The organism is Pseudomonas botevensis (assembly GCF_019145475.1).
Taxonomy (GTDB): Bacteria; Pseudomonadota; Gammaproteobacteria; order Pseudomonadales; family Pseudomonadaceae; genus Aquipseudomonas; species Aquipseudomonas botevensis.
Genome location: NZ_JAHTKI010000005.1, coordinates 77,260 through 95,731 on the forward strand (window position 1 = coordinate 77,260; position 18,472 = coordinate 95,731).

Annotated in this window: 14 protein-coding genes; 8 read left to right on the top strand and 6 right to left on the bottom strand. The window is 62.2% G+C overall.

The window, feature by feature from the left end; translation table 11 throughout:
- The first annotated feature begins 1 nt into the window (after position 1).
- The 4 genes from KVQ74_RS08905 (at position 2) to KVQ74_RS08920 (ending at position 3,959) form a co-directional block, all read left to right on the top strand.
- Complete coding sequence (locus KVQ74_RS08905; RefSeq protein ID WP_217830704.1) at positions 2-481, top strand: translation initiation factor 2; 480 nt, start codon at positions 2-4, stop codon at positions 479-481.
- Between the two features lie 167 nt (positions 482-648).
- Entirely contained in the window at positions 649-903 is a 255-nt protein-coding gene (locus KVQ74_RS08910) for a YkgJ family cysteine cluster protein (RefSeq protein WP_217830705.1), read from the top strand.
- A gap of 41 nt (positions 904-944) precedes the next feature.
- The gene (locus KVQ74_RS08915) at positions 945-1,550 is read left to right on the top strand and encodes an START domain-containing protein (protein ID WP_217830706.1); all 606 of its coding nucleotides are present in this window, start codon (positions 945-947) and stop codon (positions 1,548-1,550) included.
- A gap of 315 nt (positions 1,551-1,865) precedes the next feature.
- The gene (locus KVQ74_RS08920; protein ID WP_217830707.1) at positions 1,866-3,959 is read left to right on the top strand and encodes an LTA synthase family protein; all 2,094 of its coding nucleotides are present in this window, start codon (positions 1,866-1,868) and stop codon (positions 3,957-3,959) included.
- A 59-nt stretch (positions 3,960-4,018) separates the two neighbouring features.
- Here KVQ74_RS08920 and KVQ74_RS08925 read toward each other — a convergent pair whose 3' ends face one another.
- On the bottom strand, positions 4,019-4,171 hold the full coding sequence (locus KVQ74_RS08925; RefSeq protein ID WP_003226960.1) for a DUF3309 family protein: 153 nt from the start codon (positions 4,169-4,171) through the stop codon (positions 4,019-4,021).
- 297 nt (positions 4,172-4,468) lie between these two features.
- Here KVQ74_RS08925 and KVQ74_RS08930 point away from each other — a divergent pair, with 297 nt between their 5' ends.
- The 3 genes from KVQ74_RS08930 to csrA all read left to right on the top strand — a co-directional run bounded on the left by KVQ74_RS08930 (position 4,469) and on the right by csrA (position 6,016).
- Positions 4,469-5,284 carry an SDR family oxidoreductase gene (locus KVQ74_RS08930; protein WP_217830708.1) on the top strand — a complete coding sequence of 272 codons (816 nt, stop codon included), beginning with the start codon at positions 4,469-4,471 and terminating at the stop codon, positions 5,282-5,284.
- A 64-nt stretch (positions 5,285-5,348) separates the two neighbouring features.
- Positions 5,349-5,681, top strand: a complete 333-nt coding sequence (locus tag KVQ74_RS08935) for a YnfA family protein (RefSeq protein WP_217830709.1) — start codon at positions 5,349-5,351, stop codon at positions 5,679-5,681.
- Between the two features lie 149 nt (positions 5,682-5,830).
- Complete coding sequence (gene csrA / locus KVQ74_RS08940) at positions 5,831-6,016, top strand: carbon storage regulator CsrA (protein ID WP_217830710.1); 186 nt, start codon at positions 5,831-5,833, stop codon at positions 6,014-6,016.
- Positions 6,017-6,022: 6 nt separating this feature from the next.
- Here the strand turns inward: csrA and KVQ74_RS08945 are convergent, their stop codons facing one another.
- The 4 genes from KVQ74_RS08945 to KVQ74_RS08960 all read right to left on the bottom strand — a co-directional run bounded on the left by KVQ74_RS08945 (position 6,023) and on the right by KVQ74_RS08960 (position 11,222).
- A complete protein-coding gene (locus KVQ74_RS08945; protein WP_217830711.1) occupies positions 6,023-6,250 on the bottom strand; it encodes a YheU family protein in 228 nt (75 codons plus the stop codon).
- Positions 6,251-6,404: 154 nt separating this feature from the next.
- Positions 6,405-7,595 carry an osmoprotectant NAGGN system M42 family peptidase gene (locus tag KVQ74_RS08950; protein WP_217830712.1) on the bottom strand — a complete coding sequence of 397 codons (1,191 nt, stop codon included), beginning with the start codon at positions 7,593-7,595 and terminating at the stop codon, positions 6,405-6,407.
- Between the two features lie 102 nt (positions 7,596-7,697).
- Complete coding sequence (ngg, locus tag KVQ74_RS08955; protein WP_217830713.1) at positions 7,698-9,446, bottom strand: N-acetylglutaminylglutamine synthetase; 1,749 nt, start codon at positions 9,444-9,446, stop codon at positions 7,698-7,700.
- 3 nt (positions 9,447-9,449) lie between these two features.
- Positions 9,450-11,222, bottom strand: a complete 1,773-nt coding sequence (locus KVQ74_RS08960) for an N-acetylglutaminylglutamine amidotransferase (RefSeq protein WP_217830714.1) — start codon at positions 11,220-11,222, stop codon at positions 9,450-9,452.
- 296 nt (positions 11,223-11,518) lie between these two features.
- Between KVQ74_RS08960 and KVQ74_RS08965 the strand changes: the two genes are divergently transcribed.
- A complete protein-coding gene (locus KVQ74_RS08965; protein ID WP_217830715.1) occupies positions 11,519-16,324 on the top strand; it encodes an NEL-type E3 ubiquitin ligase domain-containing protein in 4,806 nt (1,601 codons plus the stop codon).
- On the opposite strand, the gene mnmC is transcribed toward KVQ74_RS08965, so the two are convergent.
- A complete protein-coding gene (gene mnmC, locus KVQ74_RS08970; protein WP_217830716.1) occupies positions 16,325-18,304 on the bottom strand; it encodes a bifunctional tRNA (5-methylaminomethyl-2-thiouridine)(34)-methyltransferase MnmD/FAD-dependent 5-carboxymethylaminomethyl-2-thiouridine(34) oxidoreductase MnmC in 1,980 nt (659 codons plus the stop codon).
- Positions 18,305-18,472: the final 168 nt, after the last annotated feature.

Genomic DNA, 18,472 nt, shown 5'->3' on the forward strand with positions numbered 1-18,472 from the left:
CATGAAAGCGATTTTTCCTGCCGCCTGGGTTTTCGTCTGCCTGCTGTTGTTGGGTCACGCGCCAGGCGTCGTGGCGGCCGGCGCACCTGAAAAGCCGCCAGCGGCCAGCACCGCGAAAAAACCGGCAACCCCTAAACCGGCGGCTGCGGCGAAGAAAGCACCGCCGAAGAAAGCCGCACCGGTAAAAAAACGCGCCCCGATCGCCTCCAAGTCGAAACCGGCCAGCGAAGTGGTGAAAACCCAGCTGCCGCCCGCCAAGCTGGATCTGAGCCTGCCCAAGGACATGGTTCAACAGTTGAAGCCGGTCGGCACCGTCCCGCTGACACGGCACGAGCCGATCCTGCCGCAGATGTTTGGCGAGAAGAACAGCGGATTCCAGCTCAACGGCCGTCTGCTCAGCAACGAAATGCAGTTGCAACTGCGCAACGAAGAGCGTCGCGAAGTCGAAGGCGCCGCGCTGGATTTCGAATTCAAACAGTAAATCGTCGCTCCCCGGTGACCCGCTGACCAGACGCTTTGTCGGAGACTGGTCAGTCACTTTCGTTTCTGCGTAAAAACCCCGGTCCAGGGAATTTAAAACAGCCGTTTTAGCGGTTACCCTGTTCCGCGTCTCTTTAATGCATTGCCCGTCGCGAGGAACTCGACGTCATGAAATGCCGTGAAGGCTGTGGCGCCTGTTGCATAGCCCCTTCCATCAGTTCGCCGATTCCGGGCATGCCCGACGGTAAGCCGGCCGGCGAACGTTGCGTTCAGCTGTCGGTCGAAAACCTGTGCAGCATTTTCGGCCAACCGGAGCGTCCGGCGGTCTGTTCCGGGTTTTCGGCCGATGTGGAGGTCTGCGGAAGCAGTCAGGAAGACGCGATCAGATTGCTCGGCTGGTGGGAGCAAATGACGGCGGCGTGATGTGTCAAACGAACGGAACTTCAACAATAAGGAATAAGACTATGGGTTCGCTGCATCGTATCGCTGTGTTGTGTGGTTTGACCGCTGTGCTGGCCACCACGGCCGCCCAGGCCGAAGACTGGAAAGTCGCCAAGGAAGCGGACGGGATCAAAGTCTCCCTGGCTGAAGTACCGGGTTCGGATTACAAGTCGTATCAGGGCGTGACCCTGATGAAGACCACCGTTGCCAAATTGCGCGCCTTGCAGGAAGACGTCTCCGGTGCCTGCGCCTGGATCCACGAGTGCAAGACCCAGAAACTGCTCAAGCACGAAGGCGACCAGAGCTGGACCTACACCCAGTTCAACACGCCTTGGCCGGTGACCCCGCGTGACTCGATCCTGCACGTCACCACCGTCGAAGGCGCCGATGGCAGCCTGACCCGGAATCTGGAAGGCGTGCCGAAGTACATGCCAGAAGAAAAAGGTTTTGTCCGGGTTGCCCAGGTCAAGGGTTTCTGGAAGTTCGAACCGCAGGGCGACCAGGTCAAAGTGACTTATCAAGTTCACACTGAGCCGGGTGGCAGCGTGCCGTCGATGATTGCCAACAAGTTTGTCGTCGATGCTCCGTTCAATACGCTCAAAGCCCTTAAAGAGCGCGCCGAGAAATAAGCGCTGCATTCATTGGCAAACGCCCCGATCGATTCGGGGCGTTTTGCTTTTAGGCTTAATTGTGTTTCCAGATATGCGTTGCACGAAATTTTCACAAAGTCTTAAAGACAATTCGCCCGCGCTGTTTGCTGCGTGTCCCGCTTTACCGGGCATTAGATGAAACAACCGGACAGCGGGGCAGTAATCAATGGCAATGCTGCCAGTGATCGGGCAACATTTGCGCACCGCGCAAGCCCCGGGGCCTGGAATGGCCAACAGAGGGCAGGGCGCAGCTGTTTTTCTGCAATTTCAACTTCCAATGGGTCCTAAAACGACATGGCAAACCCGGACGCCCTGAATCAGCAGCGATCTTCCAGTCGCCTGCTGCAACCGACCGTCAAATCGCATCTGGCCTACACGCTGCTGTGCGCGCTGGTCATGATGGTGATGTTTTCCGTGCTGCGCCTCGCGCTGCTGGTCTACAACCGCGAGATGATCCTCGACACCCCGGCTTCGACCTTCCTCGAAGCCTTCGCCAACGGCCTGCGGTTCGACCTGCGGCTGGTGGTCTACGTCTGCATTCCGCTGCTGCTGGCGCTGTTCAGCGCGCGGGCGATGGCGGCACGCGGATTCTTCCGTCTGTGGCTGACCGTGGCTTCGAGCATCGCGCTGTTCCTCGGCCTGATGGAGATGGACTTCTACCGCGAGTTCCACCAGCGCCTCAACGGCCTGGTGTTCCAGTACGTGAAGGAAGACCCGAAAACCGTGATGAGCATGCTCTGGTACGGTTTCCCGGTGGTGCGCTACCTGCTGGCCTGGGCCGTGGGCACGCTGATCCTGACCCTGGCGTTCAAGGGCGCCGACCGCGCCACGCGCCCGCGCGGCCCGTTCAGCGGTGGTAACGTCGGCACCCGTCAGGTTGCGCCGTGGTACGCGCGTCTGGCGGTATTCGTGGTCTGCCTGTTGATCTGCGTGGTCGCCGCCCGTGGCACCCTGCGTCAAGGCCCGCCACTGCGTTGGGGTGATGTGTACACCACCGAGTCGAACTTCGCCAACCAGCTCGGCCTCAACGGCACGCTGTCGCTGATCGCGGCAGCCAAGGACCGGATGGGCGAAGACCGCAACAACATCTGGAAGGCCACCCTCGATCAGCCGCTGGCCCAGCAGACCGTGCGGGACATGCTGCTGACCCCGAGCGACAAACTGGTCGATGCCGATATCGCCGCGATTCGCCGTGAGTACACGCCGAATGCCGACAAGACCCTGCCGATCAAGAACGTCGTCGTGATCCTGATGGAAAGCTTCGCCGGCCACTCGGTGGGCGCGCTGGGCCGTCCGGGCAACATCACCCCGTACTTCGACCAGTTGTCGAAGGAAGGCCTGCTGTTCGACCGCTTCTTCTCCAACGGCACCCATACCCACCAGGGCATGTTCGCCACCATGGCCTGCTTCCCGAACCTGCCGGGCTTCGAATACCTGATGCAGACCCCGGAAGGCAGCCACAAGTTGTCCGGTCTGCCGCAACTGCTCAGTGCTCGCGACTATGACGATGTGTATGTCTACAACGGTGATTTTGCCTGGGACAACCAGTCGGGCTTCTTCAGCAACCAGGGCATGACCAACTTCGTCGGCCGTAACGACTTCGTCAATCCGGTGTTCTCCGACCCGACGTGGGGCGTGTCCGACCAGGACATGTTCAACCGTGGCCTGGAAGAGTTGAAAGCGCGCGACGGCAAGGACAAGAAGCCGTTCTATGCCTTGTTGCAAACCCTGTCCAACCACACGCCGTATGCTTTGCCGACGCCTTTGCCGGTCGAGCGCGTGACCGACCGTGGCACCCTCAACGAACACCTGACGGCCATGCGTTACTCCGATTGGGCGTTGGGTCAGTTCTTCGAGAAGGCGCGCAAGGAGCCGTACTTCAAGGAAACCCTGTTCGTGGTCGTGGGTGACCATGGTTTCGGCAACGAACAGCAGATCACCGAGATGGATCTGGGCCGCTTCAACGTGCCGATGCTGATGATCGCGCCGGGCATTCAGGAGAAGTTCGGTCAGCGTGACCACACCGTTGGCACCCAGATCGACATCGTGCCGACCATCATGGGTCGCGTCGGTGGCGACGTGGTGCATCAGTGCTGGGGTCGCGACCTGCTGAACCTGCCGGAAGGCGACAAGGGTTTCGGCATGATCAAGCCTTCGGGCAGCGATCAGACCGTGGCCCTGGTGACTGCCGACCGCGTACTGGTACTGCCCAAGGAAATGCCGCCAAAGCTCTATCAATACGAGCTGGGCGCCAATCCGAAAGGTGAAGTGATTCCGGCCTCGCCGGATGAAGCCGCGCTCAAGCAGAAGCTTGAATCGTTCATCCAGACCGCGACCAAGAGTCTGATGGACAACACCGCCGGTGTCGTTAACGGCAAGCCGGACTGATTAACCGGCACAATAAAAAAGAGGCCTTTTCAAGGGCCTCTTTTTTTGTCGGTAAAACGTCATATCCGACCGAGTAACAACAGCACCAACAGTACAACCAGCACCACGCCGATAATGCCCGAGGGGCCATAACCCCAACTTCTGGAGTGCGGGAAGACCGGCAGACCACCGATCAGCAACAGGATCAGGATAATGATGAGAATTGTGCCCATGTCTTGTTTCCTTGTTGAGAGTGTTCGGAAAAGTCTTGGTGTCGAGGGCGACTGGAGTTGAACTAAATCCAGACGGCTTACAAATTCCGACCCGTGCCGATGAAAGAAAATTCAAAGTTTTTTCAGGGTATTTGGAGCGAGGGCTTATTTCGTTTTTACCGATCATCAAGAGCAAAAGAACAGCGGCTCGTTGCTGTTGGTTTGCCCTTGCCATTCAGCAATCTGATGGAGCGTGGGTCGCTGCGGATCCTTCGCTACACTCCGCGCATCTTCCCCGGAACAACAAGGCTGTCTGCTATGCAAAATCGCATGATGATCACTGGTGCAGGCTCTGGCCTGGGTCGCGAAATCGCGCTGCGCTGGGCGCGTGAGGGCTGGCGGCTGGCCTTGTCGGATGTCAGCGAACCCGGCTTGCAGGAAACCCTGAAGCTGGTGCGCGAAGCGGGCGGCGACGGCTTCATCCAGCGCTGCGATGTGCGTGATTACAGCCAGCTCACCGCGTTCGCCCAGGCGTGCGAAGAGAAGTTCGGCGGCATCGATATCATCGTCAACAACGCCGGGGTCGCGTCGGGCGGCTTCTTCAGCGAGTTGTCGCTGGAGGACTGGGACTGGCAGATCGCGATCAACCTGATGGGTGTGGTCAAGGGTTGCAAGGCGTTCCTGCCGCTGCTGGAGCAGAGCCGGGGCAAGATCATCAACATCGCGTCCATGGCGGCGCTGATGCAAGGCCCGGCGATGAGCAACTACAACGTGGCCAAGGCCGGCGTGGTGGCACTGTCGGAAAGCCTGTTGATCGAACTGGCCCAGCAGGAAGTCGGCGTGCATGTGGTTTGCCCGTCGTTCTTCCAGACCAATCTGCTGGACTCCTTCCGTGGCCCGACCCCGGCGATGAAAGCCCAGGTCGGCAAGTTGCTGGAAAGCTCGCCGATCAGCGCCGCCGACATTGCCGACTATATCTACCAGCAGGTCGCTGCCGGCGAGTTCATGATCCTGCCTCATGAACAAGGGCGCATGGCGTGGGCGATCAAGCAGAAAAACCCGCAATTGCTGTACGACGAAATGACTTCCATGGCCGAGAAAATGCGCGCCAAGGCCAAGCAAAGCAACGGCTGAGCTTGCCGCCTGGATGACGCATCGTTAGGGTGGCCCGCAACGGTTACCCTGACGAGACATCTGCATGCTCAACTACCTCTGGTTTTTCCTCGCCGCGCTGTTCGAAATCGCCGGCTGCTTCGCCTTCTGGATGTGGCTGCGCCAGGGCAAGAGCGCTGTGTGGGTGATCCCGGCATTGCTCAGCCTGACTCTGTTCGCCGTGCTGCTGACCCGCGTCGAAGCGGCTTACGCCGGCCGCGCCTACGCCGCATATGGCGGCATCTACATCATCGCCTCGATTGGCTGGCTGGCCGTGGTCGAACGCATTCGGCCGCTGGGTTCGGACTGGATCGGCGTGGCGTTGTGCGTGATCGGCGCCAGCGTGATTCTGTTCGGGCCGAAGTTCTCGGCGGCCTGACGGCGGGAAGGATTTGCCGGATTTGCAGGAAATTTCCGAAGGCTGGCGAGTCCGCTGCTGTAGGGCATGACTGAATTGCCCACAGCGCATTGTCGAGCGGCCCCGGGCCGCGCATCTTCAAGGCTCGCAAACCTTGAAGGACGAACCCAATGCTTGTACTCAGCCGTGTTGTCGGTGAATTGATTTCCATCGGCGACAACATTTCCCTGCGCGTTCTGGCGGTCAACGGCACCAGCGTGCGGTTCGGGATCGAGGCGCCGGAGCAGGTCAACGTGCACCGCGCCGAAGTCTACGAACGGATACAGCGCAAACAGGCCAACGCCAAGGGCCGCTGAGCGCGGTCAGTCGAACAGGTGCTTGGGTACGTCGTGCTTGAGCATCAACTGGCACTGCTCGCTTTCCGGGTCGAAGACGATCATCGCCTGACCCTTGATCAACGCCTGGCGAACCCGCAGCACGCGGGTTTCCAGCGGGGTGTCGTCACCGTTGTCGGTGCCGTCGCGGGTGACGAAATCCTCGATCAGGCGGGTGAGGGTGTCGACTTCGAGTTGGTCGTGGGGGATGAGCATGGGCACCTCGGCTAAATCAATGTCGGGATGCTACGGCGAATGATCGATGGCGACCAGTGCGCGATTGCTCCGTTGTCTGTTCCGGCCTCTTCGCGGGCAAGCCCGGCTCCCCCAAGGATGGCGGTATTCCTGTGGGAGCCAGACACCACAGTCTTCAGCTGTCCGACCGCTGCCCGACCAGACTGTCCACCGAGGGCACCCGGGTATCGCTTTCCATCTGCGTCTCGTGCTCGATCTGATGACTGAAGCGATCCAGGGAGGCATTGGCCGGTTGCGCATCGCTGGCGAACACCGGCGGACTGAGGATGTACGCACCGAGCAGGCGACTGAGCGCCGCGAGGCTGTCGATGTGGGTACGCTCGTAACCGTGGGTGGCATCGCAGCCGAAGGCGAGCAGGGCGGTGCGGATGTCATGCCCGGCGGTCACTGCCGAATGGGCGTCGCTGAAGTAGTAGCGGAACAGGTCGCGGCGCACCGGCAACTCATTGTCACTGGCCAGGCGCAGCAGGTGCCGCGACAGGTGATAGTCGTAGGGCCCGCCGGAATCCTGCATCGCCACGCTGACGGCGTGTTCGCTGGAATGCTGACCCGGCGCCACCGGGGCGATATCGATACCGACGAATTCGCTGACGTCCCACGGCAGGGCGGCCGCCGCGCCGCTGCCGGTTTCCTCGGTGATGGTGAACAGCGGGTGGCAGTCGATCATCAGTTCTTCGCCACTGTCGACGATCGCCTTGAGCGAGGCGAGCAGGGCGGCGACCCCGGCCTTGTCGTCCAGATGTCGGGCGCTGATGTGGCCGCTTTCGGTGAACTCCGGCAGCGGATCGAACGCCACCACGTCGCCAACACTGATGCCCAGCGAATCGCAATCGGCCTTGGTCGCGCAGTAGGCGTCCAGGCGCAGTTCGACGTGATCCCAGCTGATCGGCATCTCGTCCACGGCGGTGTTGAACGCATGCCCGGAAGCCATCAGCGGCAACACGCTGCCACGGATCACGCCGTTGTCGGTGAACAGGCTGACCCGGCTGCCTTCGGCAAACCGGCTCGACCAGCAACCGACGGGCGCGAGGGTCAGTCGGCCGTTGTCCTTCACCGCGCGCACGGCGGCGCCGATGGTGTCCAGATGCGCCGACACCGCGCGGTCGGGGCTGTTTTTCTTGCCCTTGAGGGTGGCGCGGATGGTGCCGCGCCGGGTCATTTCGAAGGGAATGCCGAGTTCTTCCAGACGCTCGGCGACGTAGCGCACGATGGTGTCGGTGAATCCGGTCGGGCTGGGGATGGCGAGCATTTCCAGCAGGACTTTTTGCAGGTACTTCAGATCCGGTTCGGGAATTCGGGTGGTCATAGGGAACTCCTGATGGGGAGACAGATGTGGAGTTGTGACGCCTGGCGATCACCCTGTGGGAGTGGGCTTGCCCACGAAGACGTCCGCCCAGGCACCGCGAGATCAGGAAACCGCCGGCTGACTGTGCGGAAACAACAAGTCGACAAAGCGTTCGGCGGTCGGCTGCGGCTCATGGTTGGCGAGGCCCGCCCGTTCGTTGGCTTCGATGAACACGTAATCCGCCTGGTCCGCCGCCGGCACCATCAGGTCGAGGCCGACCATCGGAATGTCCAGCGCCCGCGCCGCCCTTACGGCTGCGTCGATCAGTGTCGGATGGAGAATCGCCGTGACATCTTCCAGGGTGCCGCCGGTGTGCAGATTGGCCGTGCGCCGCACGAACAGATGTTCGCCGGCCGGCAGGATGCTGCTGTAGTCGTAACCGGCCGCATGCAAGGTGCGCTGGGTTTCGTGATCCAGCGGAATCTTGCTTTCGCCACCGGTGGCGGCTTGTCGGCGCCGACTTTGGGCTTCGATCAGCGCGCCGACCGAATGCTGGCCGTCGCCGACCACTTCCGCCGGGCGCCGGATCGCCGCCGCCACGACTTCGAAGCCGATCACCAGAATCCGCAGATCGAGTCCTTCATGAAAACTCTCCAGCAGCACCCGGCTGTCGAACTGTTTCGCCGCCTCAATGGCCTGCTGCACCTCTTCGATGCTTTGCAGATCCACCGCCACGCCCTGGCCCTGTTCACCGTCCAGCGGCTTGACCACTACGCGCGAGTGCTCGTCGAGAAACGCCAGATTGTCATCGGCATTCCCCGCCAACTGCTGTGAAGGCAGCTTCAGGCCGGCGGCTTTCAATGCCTTGTGGGTCAGGCTTTTGTCCTGGCACAGGGTCATGCTGATGGCGCTGGTCAGATCGCTCAGGGATTCGCGGCAGCGCACCCGCCGCCCGCCGTGACTGAGGGTAAACAGCCCGGCATCGGCGTCATCGACCTGTACGTCGATCCCGCGCCGGTGGGCCTCCTCGACGATGATCCGCGCATACGGATTGAAGTGCGCCTCCGGCCCCGGGCCGAGAAACAGCGGCTGGTTGATGCCGTTCTTGCGCTTGATGGCGAAGGTCGAGAGGTTGCGCAAACCAAGTTTGGCGTAGAGGTTCTTCGCTTGGCGGTTGTCGTGCAGCACCGACAGATCGAGGTAGCTCAGGCCACGGCTCATGAAGTGTTCGATCAGGTGGCGCACCAGCACTTCGCCGACGCCGGGACGCGAGCATTGCGGATCGACGGCCAGACACCACAGGCTGCTGCCGTTTTCCGGGTCGTTGTAGGCCTTGTGGTGATTGAGGCCCATGACGCTGCCGATCACCGCGCCGCTGTCCTCGTCCTCGGCCAGCCAGTACACCGGCCCGCCCTGATGATGCGGAGTGAGCCGCGTGGCATCGATCGGCAGCATGCCGCGTGCCTGATACAAGTGGTTGATGCCTTGCCAGTCCGCATCACTTTGCGCCCGGCGGATACGGAAGCCGCGAAACACCCGCGTCGCCTGGCGATAATCGCTGAACCACAGGCGCAGGGTGTCGGAAGGATCGAGAAACAGTTGAGTCGGTTCGAGGCCGAGAATCTGCTGCGGCGCGGCGACGTAAAGGGCGATGTCGCGCTCCCCTGGCTGCTCGTTGAGCAGTTCCCCGGCGAGGCTCGCCGGGTCCGGAAAGGTATGGCCGATCAGCAGCCGGCCCCAGCCGCAATGCACGGCAATGGGGGCGCTGGCCGGTTCGCTGCCGTCCTCGGCCAGACGTGCCTGCAAGCGTTCATAGGACGGCGTCTGGCCGCGCAACAGGCGTTGGCTGTAAGCCGTGGCGTGGGGTTTCATCGATCAGATTCCTTGTTCGCTGAGCCACAGGTTCAGGGCCGCCAGTTGCCACAGCTTGGAGCCGCGCAACGGCGTCAGTTGGCCTTGTGGATCGGTCAGCAGGCGGTCGAGCATCGCCGGGTTGAACAGGCCGCGATCCTGGCTCGGATCAAGCAGCAGCTCGCGTACCCAGTTCAGCGTGTCACCCTGCAAGTGCTTGAGGCCGGGCACCGGGAAGTAGCCTTTCTTGCGGTCGATCACTTCGCTTGGAATCACCCGTCGCGCGGCTTCTTTCAATACCTGTTTGCCGCCATCGGGCAGCTTGAACCGCCCGGGAATCCGCGCCGACAGTTCCACCAGTCGGTAGTCGAGAAACGGCGTGCGCGCTTCCAGACCCCAGGCCATGGTCATGTTGTCGACGCGTTTGACCGGGTCGTCCACCAGCATCACCGTGCTGTCCAGGCGCAGGGCCTTGTCCACGGCGGCGTCGGCACCGGGTTGTGCGAAATGTTCCTTCACGAAGTCGCCGGCAGCGTCATTGGCCGTCAGCCATTTCGGTTGTACCGTGGCGGCGTAATCGTCGTAGCTGCGGTCGAAAAACGCCTCGCGATAGGCCGCATGGGGATCGGCCGCGCCATCCACTTGCGGATACCAGTGATAACCGGCGAACAACTCGTCCGCGCCCTGGCCGCTCTGCACGACCTTGCAGTGTCTGGCCACTTCCCGTGACAACAGATAGAAGGCGATGCAGTCGTGGCTGACCATCGGCTCGCTCATGGCGCGGAACGCAGCGGGCAGTTGCTCGATGATTTCTTTTTCGTCGATACGCAGTTGATGGTGGCGGGTGCCGTAATGCCTGGCGATCAGATCCGAATATTGGAACTCGTCGCCGCGCTCGCCGCCGGCATCCTGGAAACCGATGGAAAAGGTCGACAGATTTTCCACTCCGACTTCGCGCAGCAGGCCGACCAGCATGCTCGAGTCGACACCGCCCGAGAGCAGCACGCCGACATCCACCGCCGCCCGTTGGCGGATCGCCACCGCTTCACGGGTGCTGTCGAGCACGCGGTCGCGCCAGTCTTCGAGAGTCAGATTTTTCTCGTCATCGTGTGGGCCGTAGGGCAGCGTCCACCAGGTTTTCTGCTCGGTGCGGCCATCGGCCTCAACGCGCAGCCAGGTGGCCGGTGGCAGTTTTTCGATACCGGCCAGCAGGGTGCGCGGCGCGGGCACTACGGCGTGGAAATTCAGGTAGTGGTTGAGCGCCACCGGGTCGAGGATCGGGTTGATGTCACCGCCCTTGAGCAGCGCCGGCAGGGCCGAGGCGAAGCGCAGGCGTTGGCCGGTGCGCGACAGGTACAGCGGCTTCACACCGAGGCGGTCGCGGGCGATGAACAGGCGCTGGGCATCGCGCTCCCAGATGGCGAAGGCAAACATGCCGTTGAGCTTGGGCAACAGTGCTTCGCCCCAGGCGTGATAGCCCTTGAGCAGCACTTCGGTGTCGCCGCCGGAATGGAATGCATAGCCCAGCGCTTCCAGCTCGGCACGCAGTTCCGGGAAGTTGTAGATCGCGCCGTTGAAGGCCAGGGACAAGCCCAGTTGGCTGTCGATCATCGGCTGCGCCGAGCCGTCCGACAGGTCCATGATTTTCAGGCGTCGATGGCCCAGGGCAATCGGCCCCTGGGCATGAAAGCCCCACGCGTCGGGGCCACGAGGGGCCAGGTGATGGGTGATTCGTTCGATGGCTGCAAGGTCTGCAGGTTGTTGATCAAAACGTAACTCGCCAGCTAATCCGCACATAAAGTCCTTACCGGTTTTTCCGTTGGGGAGGGTGTTGCCGTACCGCGCCGAAATGGCCGGTACTCAGAAACTGACCCGGCACGGATGTGGGAGTTTTAGAACGATCCGTTATAAGAGCGCTTGTCAGACCGGCGGGCCAATAACCTGGCAGTGCGGATCGGGGGTGGTAAATAGTTACTTCAACGCCGCAGATTACTGCTCATTACGCTGTGCAACCGTGCAGGTTTTCTTGTTTTTCATCGCCGCGAAGGATCGCTAGGGTAATGGCCCCAACCTGCAATAAAGGAATATTGCCCATGTCGAGCAAGAAGGAGCCTGCGCCCCCGTCCACGCTGACATCCCGCCAGATTCTGACCGTGCTGCTGGAAGCCACCGGCGATCTGGAGACCGCTCAAGTCCTGCAAAAACGTTTGCCTGCCGGGTTGCTGAAAAGCGCCACCGGCACGCTTGAGGCGCTGGACAAGACCTCTCGCGAACTGCATGCCAGTCAATTGAAGGTCGAAGCCGAGTTGAAGGCGTTGAAGTCATTGAAGGCGTTTTGCACGGCCGAATTGAGCATTGCCCTGGCGGCCCGATGGGGCGTGGGGTTTGATGTTGAAAGAGATCATCTGGAGTTGCCGGGCGCTGCCTGCGGTTGTGCGACAACGCCTGCTGCTGACGGCAAACCGGCGACGGTCGCACCGGCCACACGCAGTCTGCTGGACGCTGCGATGCAGAATTTCAGCGAAGAGCAAACCGGGGCTGATGGCTTTCCCGAGGGCAGCGTCGTCCGGGTCGCCAGTACACCGTCAGGTGTGCCCGGTCTGACGCCCGCCGCGTTCGCCGGGTTCTGTCGGGAGCTGGATCTGGGGCAGAAATATCAGCAGCATTTTCTGCAGGTCTTCGGCCTGCGTCGCGTCGATGGCGCCGTGGTCGCAACCAGTGCGCTGACCCAGGACATCGCCACCTTGAAGCGCCAGTTGTTGCAGTTCGATCTGCACATGGCGCTGATCAAGGCGCACATCACCGAGGCCGGGTTCCGGATGGTGCAGCGGCTGATCGAGGCCGGCGGCGTGGTCAGCGACAAGACGCTGCATTACGAAGGGCGGCCCTGGATCATGCAGGGCATCCAGTTGCTCGGCAGTTGTGTGTGGGGCGCCGTGGTGTTTTCCGAGCGTTCGGTCGAGGCGTTCCCGCAAGAGAAATGCCTGGTGTACATGGCCAATGAGCCTTATCAGCCCCTGTACGAATTTCCCAGCTTCAAGGCCTGTGTTGAGTACCTGAATTTCAGGCTGGGGATCGACAGTTACCGGCAGTATTTCACCCATTGCCTCGATGAAGACGACAAGGCGGATTTCTTCAAGACGTTCGCTGAGCGTCGCAGCCTGGGTCAGGTCAAGCCGTTGTCGCTGAGCGAGCCGCTGTTCGATTTCATGCTCAAGAGCCATGTTGGCAAATTGCAGCGGGATGCTCGCGTGCTCGCGGTGCCCACCGCCGACGTGGATGAGGACGCGCGGGAAAAACGCCTGAGCGCCTACCTGGAAATCGGCCTGACGGTCGCCAACGTCGCGGGGCTGTTCGTTCCGGTGCTCGGTGAATTGATGATGGGCGTTGCCATCGGCCAGTTGCTCGGCGAGGTTTATGAAGGCGTCGAGGACTGGAGTCACGGCGACCAGCGCGAAGCGCTGTCGCACCTGCTCAGCGTCGCGGAAAACATTGTGCTGATGGTGGTAACCGGGGTCGGCCAGAACGCCCTCAAGACCCTGGCGATCAGAACCGCGCGCAAGCATCCGGAGTTTTTCCGACCGTTCACCGCCATTCTCAACCGCAGCGGCGAGGACCGGTTGTGGAAACCGGAGCTGGATGCCTACCAGTTGGCGCCCGAGGCCGCCGGAACTCTTGCCGTTGGCGGCAAGATCTGGATCCGGATCGACTATCACGCCTACCTGGTGGAACTGAACCCGCATACCCGAACCTGGCACATCCAGCATCCGAGGCGAGCGCAGGCTTATGCCCCGAAGGTCGAACTCAACGCCCTGGGCGGCTGGCGCCATCAAGCCGAGTCCAGCGAACACTGGACCGGTGCTTACACGCTCAAGCGTATCGACCCGCGCTTGCAGGACATCGATGACGGGCGCCTGGACATGGTGCGTCGCCTGACTGACATCCGCTTTGACGAGTTGCACCGTTTGAGCGATGACAATCTGCCGCTGCCCGCGCGTCTGTCCGATGCGCTGGAGCGTCTGCGGATCGAACGCCGGTTGCGGGAATTCATCACCGAGATGGAGCGCGGCGAGGTGACCGGCAATACCTATGCGCAGGAGCAATTGCACACTTTGCCGAAGTTGCCTTGCTGGCCGGTCGATCGTTATCTCAAGGTGGTGGATGCGCAGGGCCGGATCACGGCGACCTATCCACCCACCGCCATCGATGACGACACCTTGAGTGTCATTGTCAGCCAGGCGCAGCTCGCCAACGGCGAATTGCTCCAGACCGTGATTGACGGTCTGTATCCCAAAGAGCTGGAAGCGCTGCTTGGGGAGGAAGCGGCTAACAATCAACCCGTCCTGCTGGCGAAGAAAATCGGCGAAACGGTCAAGGCCGATCGGCGCGGGTTGTTCGAACACCTGTATCAGCGTTACGACCAGAGCACCGTCCCGGACGTGGCCACCGTGCGTGGCGTCTATCCGCAGGTGCCGGTGCGCTACGCCCACGAACTGCTCAAACAGGCGGCCAGTGTCGAGCGTTTGCGTCTGCGGGCCACCGGCCGCGTGCCCATGGAGCTGGCGCAGAAAGTCCGCGAGGCGTCGGCCGCTGTCCGTGTCGACCGCGCGTTGAGCGGCTTTTATCTGACCGACGTCAGTAATCCCGATACGGAAAAACTGGCCGTCCAATTGCTGCCCCAACTGAGTGGCTGGGACACGAGCGTACATCTGGAGGTGCGGGCGCAGACCCTCAAGGGCCGCTTGCTGGAATCGGTTGGCACGAAGGCCTCCACCTCGGCGAACCCTCGCACCCTGGTCAGACTCAAGCAGGGTTATGAGGCATTCGGCAGCGACGGTAAGTCGTTGGGGCAATTCGAGTCAGGCCCCGACAGCTTTTACCAGGCCTTGCTCAAAACCCTGTCCGCTGATCAGCGCAAGGCACTGGGTTTTGCCGAGTCAAAGACTGATGACGCCTGGCGGTTAAGACGCCAGTTGCTCGACCGGGGACTTGATGAACGGGAGGGGTGTGCGCGAATCCTGGCCGGTGGCAAGTTCGAGCGTGCTGCCCCTGAACCGGGCTGCGCACAGGCCGACCCGCCTGCGGGATCGAAGCACTCGCGTGCATTGCTGCTCAAGCTGCGCAAACTCTATCCACGCCTGTCCAGTCAGCAGGCCGGTGAATTGCTCGACAGCCTGGGCAACGACCACCTTGCCCGGGCCACCCGCGTCAAACAGCTGCGAACGGATCTGGGCCGCCTGCGCGAAGCGCTGGAAGACTGGGCCGGGGACGAGGCAGGCGTGAAAGAGGCCGGGGGCGTGTCGAGCGAAGTGCGCGAGAGTCGGCGAACCGTGGCTGCGGTGATCGAGGACAGCTTTCGGCGCATGGTATTTGCCCCCGACGAATTTCGCCGTCCGGTGCATGCATTGAAACTGGATGGCATGCGTGTCGGCAAGTTGCCGGTGCTGCCGGTCGGGCTCAACTTTGATCATGTGAAGCGCTTGTCACTCAAGGACATGGCGCTGGGCAATGACGTCGCCTATTTCCTCAAGGCCTTCAAGCAGGCGGAGTCCGTGGAACTCGACAAGAACCGGCTCACCCTGCTGCCGGAAGTGCTCTCGCACATGCCCGGCCTCAGGCAATTGAGCCTGGCCTCCAACCAGCTCAAGCTGAACGAGCAGACCCTGGCCAAACTGTCGAACCTGCGCACCCTGCAAGCCCTGAACCTGAGTGACAACCATCTGGGGGCGACGCCGGACGTCAGCAAAATGTTCGATCTGGTTTACCTCTCGTTGCGCAATACCCGCGCCACCGAGTTGCCCAAAGGGCTTGAGCGCCTGCCCAACCTGGATCGTGTGGACATGCGTGGCAACGACATTCAGGAACTGCCCGAGTGGTTGTTCGAGGCCGAGAAAAGCTTCAGCGAAACCCTCAACCTGCGCGACAACCCGTTGTCACGCTCCAGTAGCGTCCAGCTGGAAAGTTATCGCGATCGCGTCGGGGTCGGCATGGGGTTCGTGGAAAACGACAACGCGCGTCTCGACGAGCAATCGGCACGGGCGCTCTGGTTGTCCGAAACCGGTGGCGAGGTCGGTGAGCAGCGCTTGAAGATCTGGACGGCACTCAAGGATGATCCGGGCGCCGACGGGCTGTTTCATTTGCTGGCCGAACTGGGCAACACCGCCGATTCCGATCAGGTGCGTGAGGATCTGACGACCCGTGTCTGGGAGGTTCTGCAGCATACCGAGGCCGATACCGCACTCCGCGAGCAGGTTTTCGATGTGGCCGCCAACCCGATCAACTGCACGGACTCCGCCGCCATGAACTTCAGTCATCTGGAGCTTGCGGCGCAGATTCGTAAGGTGACCGGGGCCGAGGGCGCTTCGACGGCGTCGCTGCTGGAACTGGGCCGTGGGTTGTTCCGCCTCGAACAGCTGGATGCCATCGCCGCCGAGCAGGCGCGGAAAAATCCGGCGCGCGATCCTCTGGAAGTCAGCCTGGCGTATCGGACGGGGCTGGCGGAGTCGCTGAATCTGCCGGGGCAACCGCGACACATGCGCTACGCCTCATTGGGCGGGGTCACCGCTGCCGATCTGGACACGGCTTCCCTGCGGGTCACGACGGCCGAGCTGAGTCCGGCATGGCACGAGTTCCTAGCGCGCCAGCCGTTCTGGATCGACCACCTGCAAGGCGTGTATGCGCGGGAGTTCAGCGAGGCCCGCGCGCCTCATCAGTTGAAGATCCAGACACTGTTCGACAAGGCGGGCAGCTACAGCTCCGCCGACTACTTGCGGCAGATGAACGAATACGCGGCCAGCCAGGCAGAGTCGGAAAACACCCTGGTCAAACAGATCACTGACCGGGTTCAGCGTCTGATTGACCTGGGGATTTGCGTGCTGCCCGAGGCTGTATCGGTGTAGTCATTTACCCCTGATCAACCGGCGCAGGGCGAACCGGTTGGGATGGCAGGCTTCGGCAACGCTTCGGGGCAGGGGCAGCGGTTCGTTGTCCAGCCAGGCAGCGAGCAGTTCGCCGGACAGCGGCGCGGTGATCAAGCCGCGCGAACCGTGGCCGCTGTTGACGTACAGCCCCTCGAACCACGGGCACGGGATGTCCGGCACTTGCCGGGCGTCCCTGCCCAGCGCGGCGTAGGCCTGGGTGAAGGCTTCGCGGTCGGCGAGGGGGCCGACGATTGGCAGGTAGTCGGGGCTGGTGCAGCGGAAGGCTGCGCGTCCCTGCAACTGTTCGGCGGGTTGTTCGCCGAGGTTCAGGCGCGCGACCAGATCGCTGGAAATCTCTTCGAGCATCGCCAGGTTGCCCAGGTGTTCGGCGGTGGTCGGGGTCAGGTCGTCGCTGTTGAAGTCGAAGCTGGCGCCGAGCGTGTGCTCACCCAAACGGGCAGGCGCCACGTAGCCTTCGGCGCAGACCACCGTTGCCAGTGCCTGGCTCTGCGCGGTTTGCGCCAGTCGGGTGATCTGCCCACGGATGCGCTTGAGGGGCAGTTCGGCGCTCTGGGCAAAGCGCTTGATCTCGGCTGCACCGGCCAGCACCACCACCGGCGCGCTGGCGAGCAGTCGGTCACCGTCGAAGGCTTGCCAGTGATCATCGACCTTACGCAATTGCAGCACGTCGTGATGTTTGAGCAATTGGACATGGTCTCGGCTGGCCTGGGCCTGACACAGCGCAGGCGGGTGCACCCAGCCACCCTCGGGGTAAAACAGACCGCCGTGCGCCAGGCCGACACCGGCGCGAGCCTGCGCCTGGGGCTGATCGAGCCATTGCAACAGATCCTCCGGGAACGCCGCCGCCAGTTGTGCCTGTCGTTCGGCTTCCTTGTGGTTGAACGCCAGTTGCAGCACGCCGCAGTCGTCCCAGTCGGTGCCACGTTGCAGGGTTTCCAGCAGACGCCGGGTGTAACCGAAACCGCTGACGATCAACTGCGACAACGCGGTGCCGTGGGCCGAAAGTTTCAGATACAGCACGCCTTGCGGGTTGCCCGAGGCTTCTTGCGCGACGGCGTCATGGCGTTCCAGCAGGCTGACCCGCCAACCCCGCGCCGCGAGACTGGCGGCGCTGGCGCAACCGGCGAGGCCGGCACCGATCACCAGCGCATGACGCTCACCGGACACCGGGGCCGGGCGGGCGAACCAGGGTTTGTCCGGCGGCGGTGGCGCAACGCCCTCGGGCCAGCCGAGAAATTCGCCGCGCAGAATCTCCCATTTGTGGCCGATGCCCGGCGTGCGTTTCATCTTGAAGCCGGCGGCATTGAGCAAGCGCCGCACCCAACCGGTGCTGGTGAAGGTGCTGATGGTCGAACCCGGCGCCGCCAGTCGCGCCAGTTCGGCGAACAGTTCGGCGGTCCACATCTCGGGGTTTTTCGCCGGGGCGAAACCGTCGAGAAACCAGGCGTCGATCTGCGCATCCAGTTGCGGCAATTGCTCCAGCGCATCGCCGATCAACAGCGTCAGCGTCACCCGGCCATGGTCCAGCACGATGCGCTGGAAACCCTGATGAATCGCCACGTAATGCTTGAGCAACTGATCGGCCTGAGCCTTGAGTGACGGCCACAGGGCCAGCGCCCGTTGCAGGTCGGCAGGGCTCAGCGGGTACTTTTCGACGCTGACGAAATGCAGCCGCGCGCCGGCCGGGGCGTGTTGTTCGAACAACTGCCAGGCGCAGAGAAAATTCAACCCGGTGCCGAAGCCGGTTTCGCCGATCACCAGACGCCCGTGGGCCGGCAGCGCGGCAAAACGTTCGGCCAGGCGATTCTGTTCGAGGAACACGTAACGGGTTTCATCCAGGCCCGACTGATCGGAAAAATACACATCGTCGAACACTCGCGAACGCGGGCGTCCCAGGTCATCCCAGTCGAGTTGGGCGTGGGGCAGTACAGGTTTCATGGCAGGCTCGGCAACGACAAGGCGGCCATTCTAGCCGATAGCGCGGGCGCTGCTTGATCCATGGCAAGCCTTGCATTCGCCGGGTCGAAGACAATCCGCAACCCGCGGGAATTTCTCTGCCGCGCCTGTGCCCAATCCGCTAGTCTTGCTGAATTCTGGAAGGAGCCG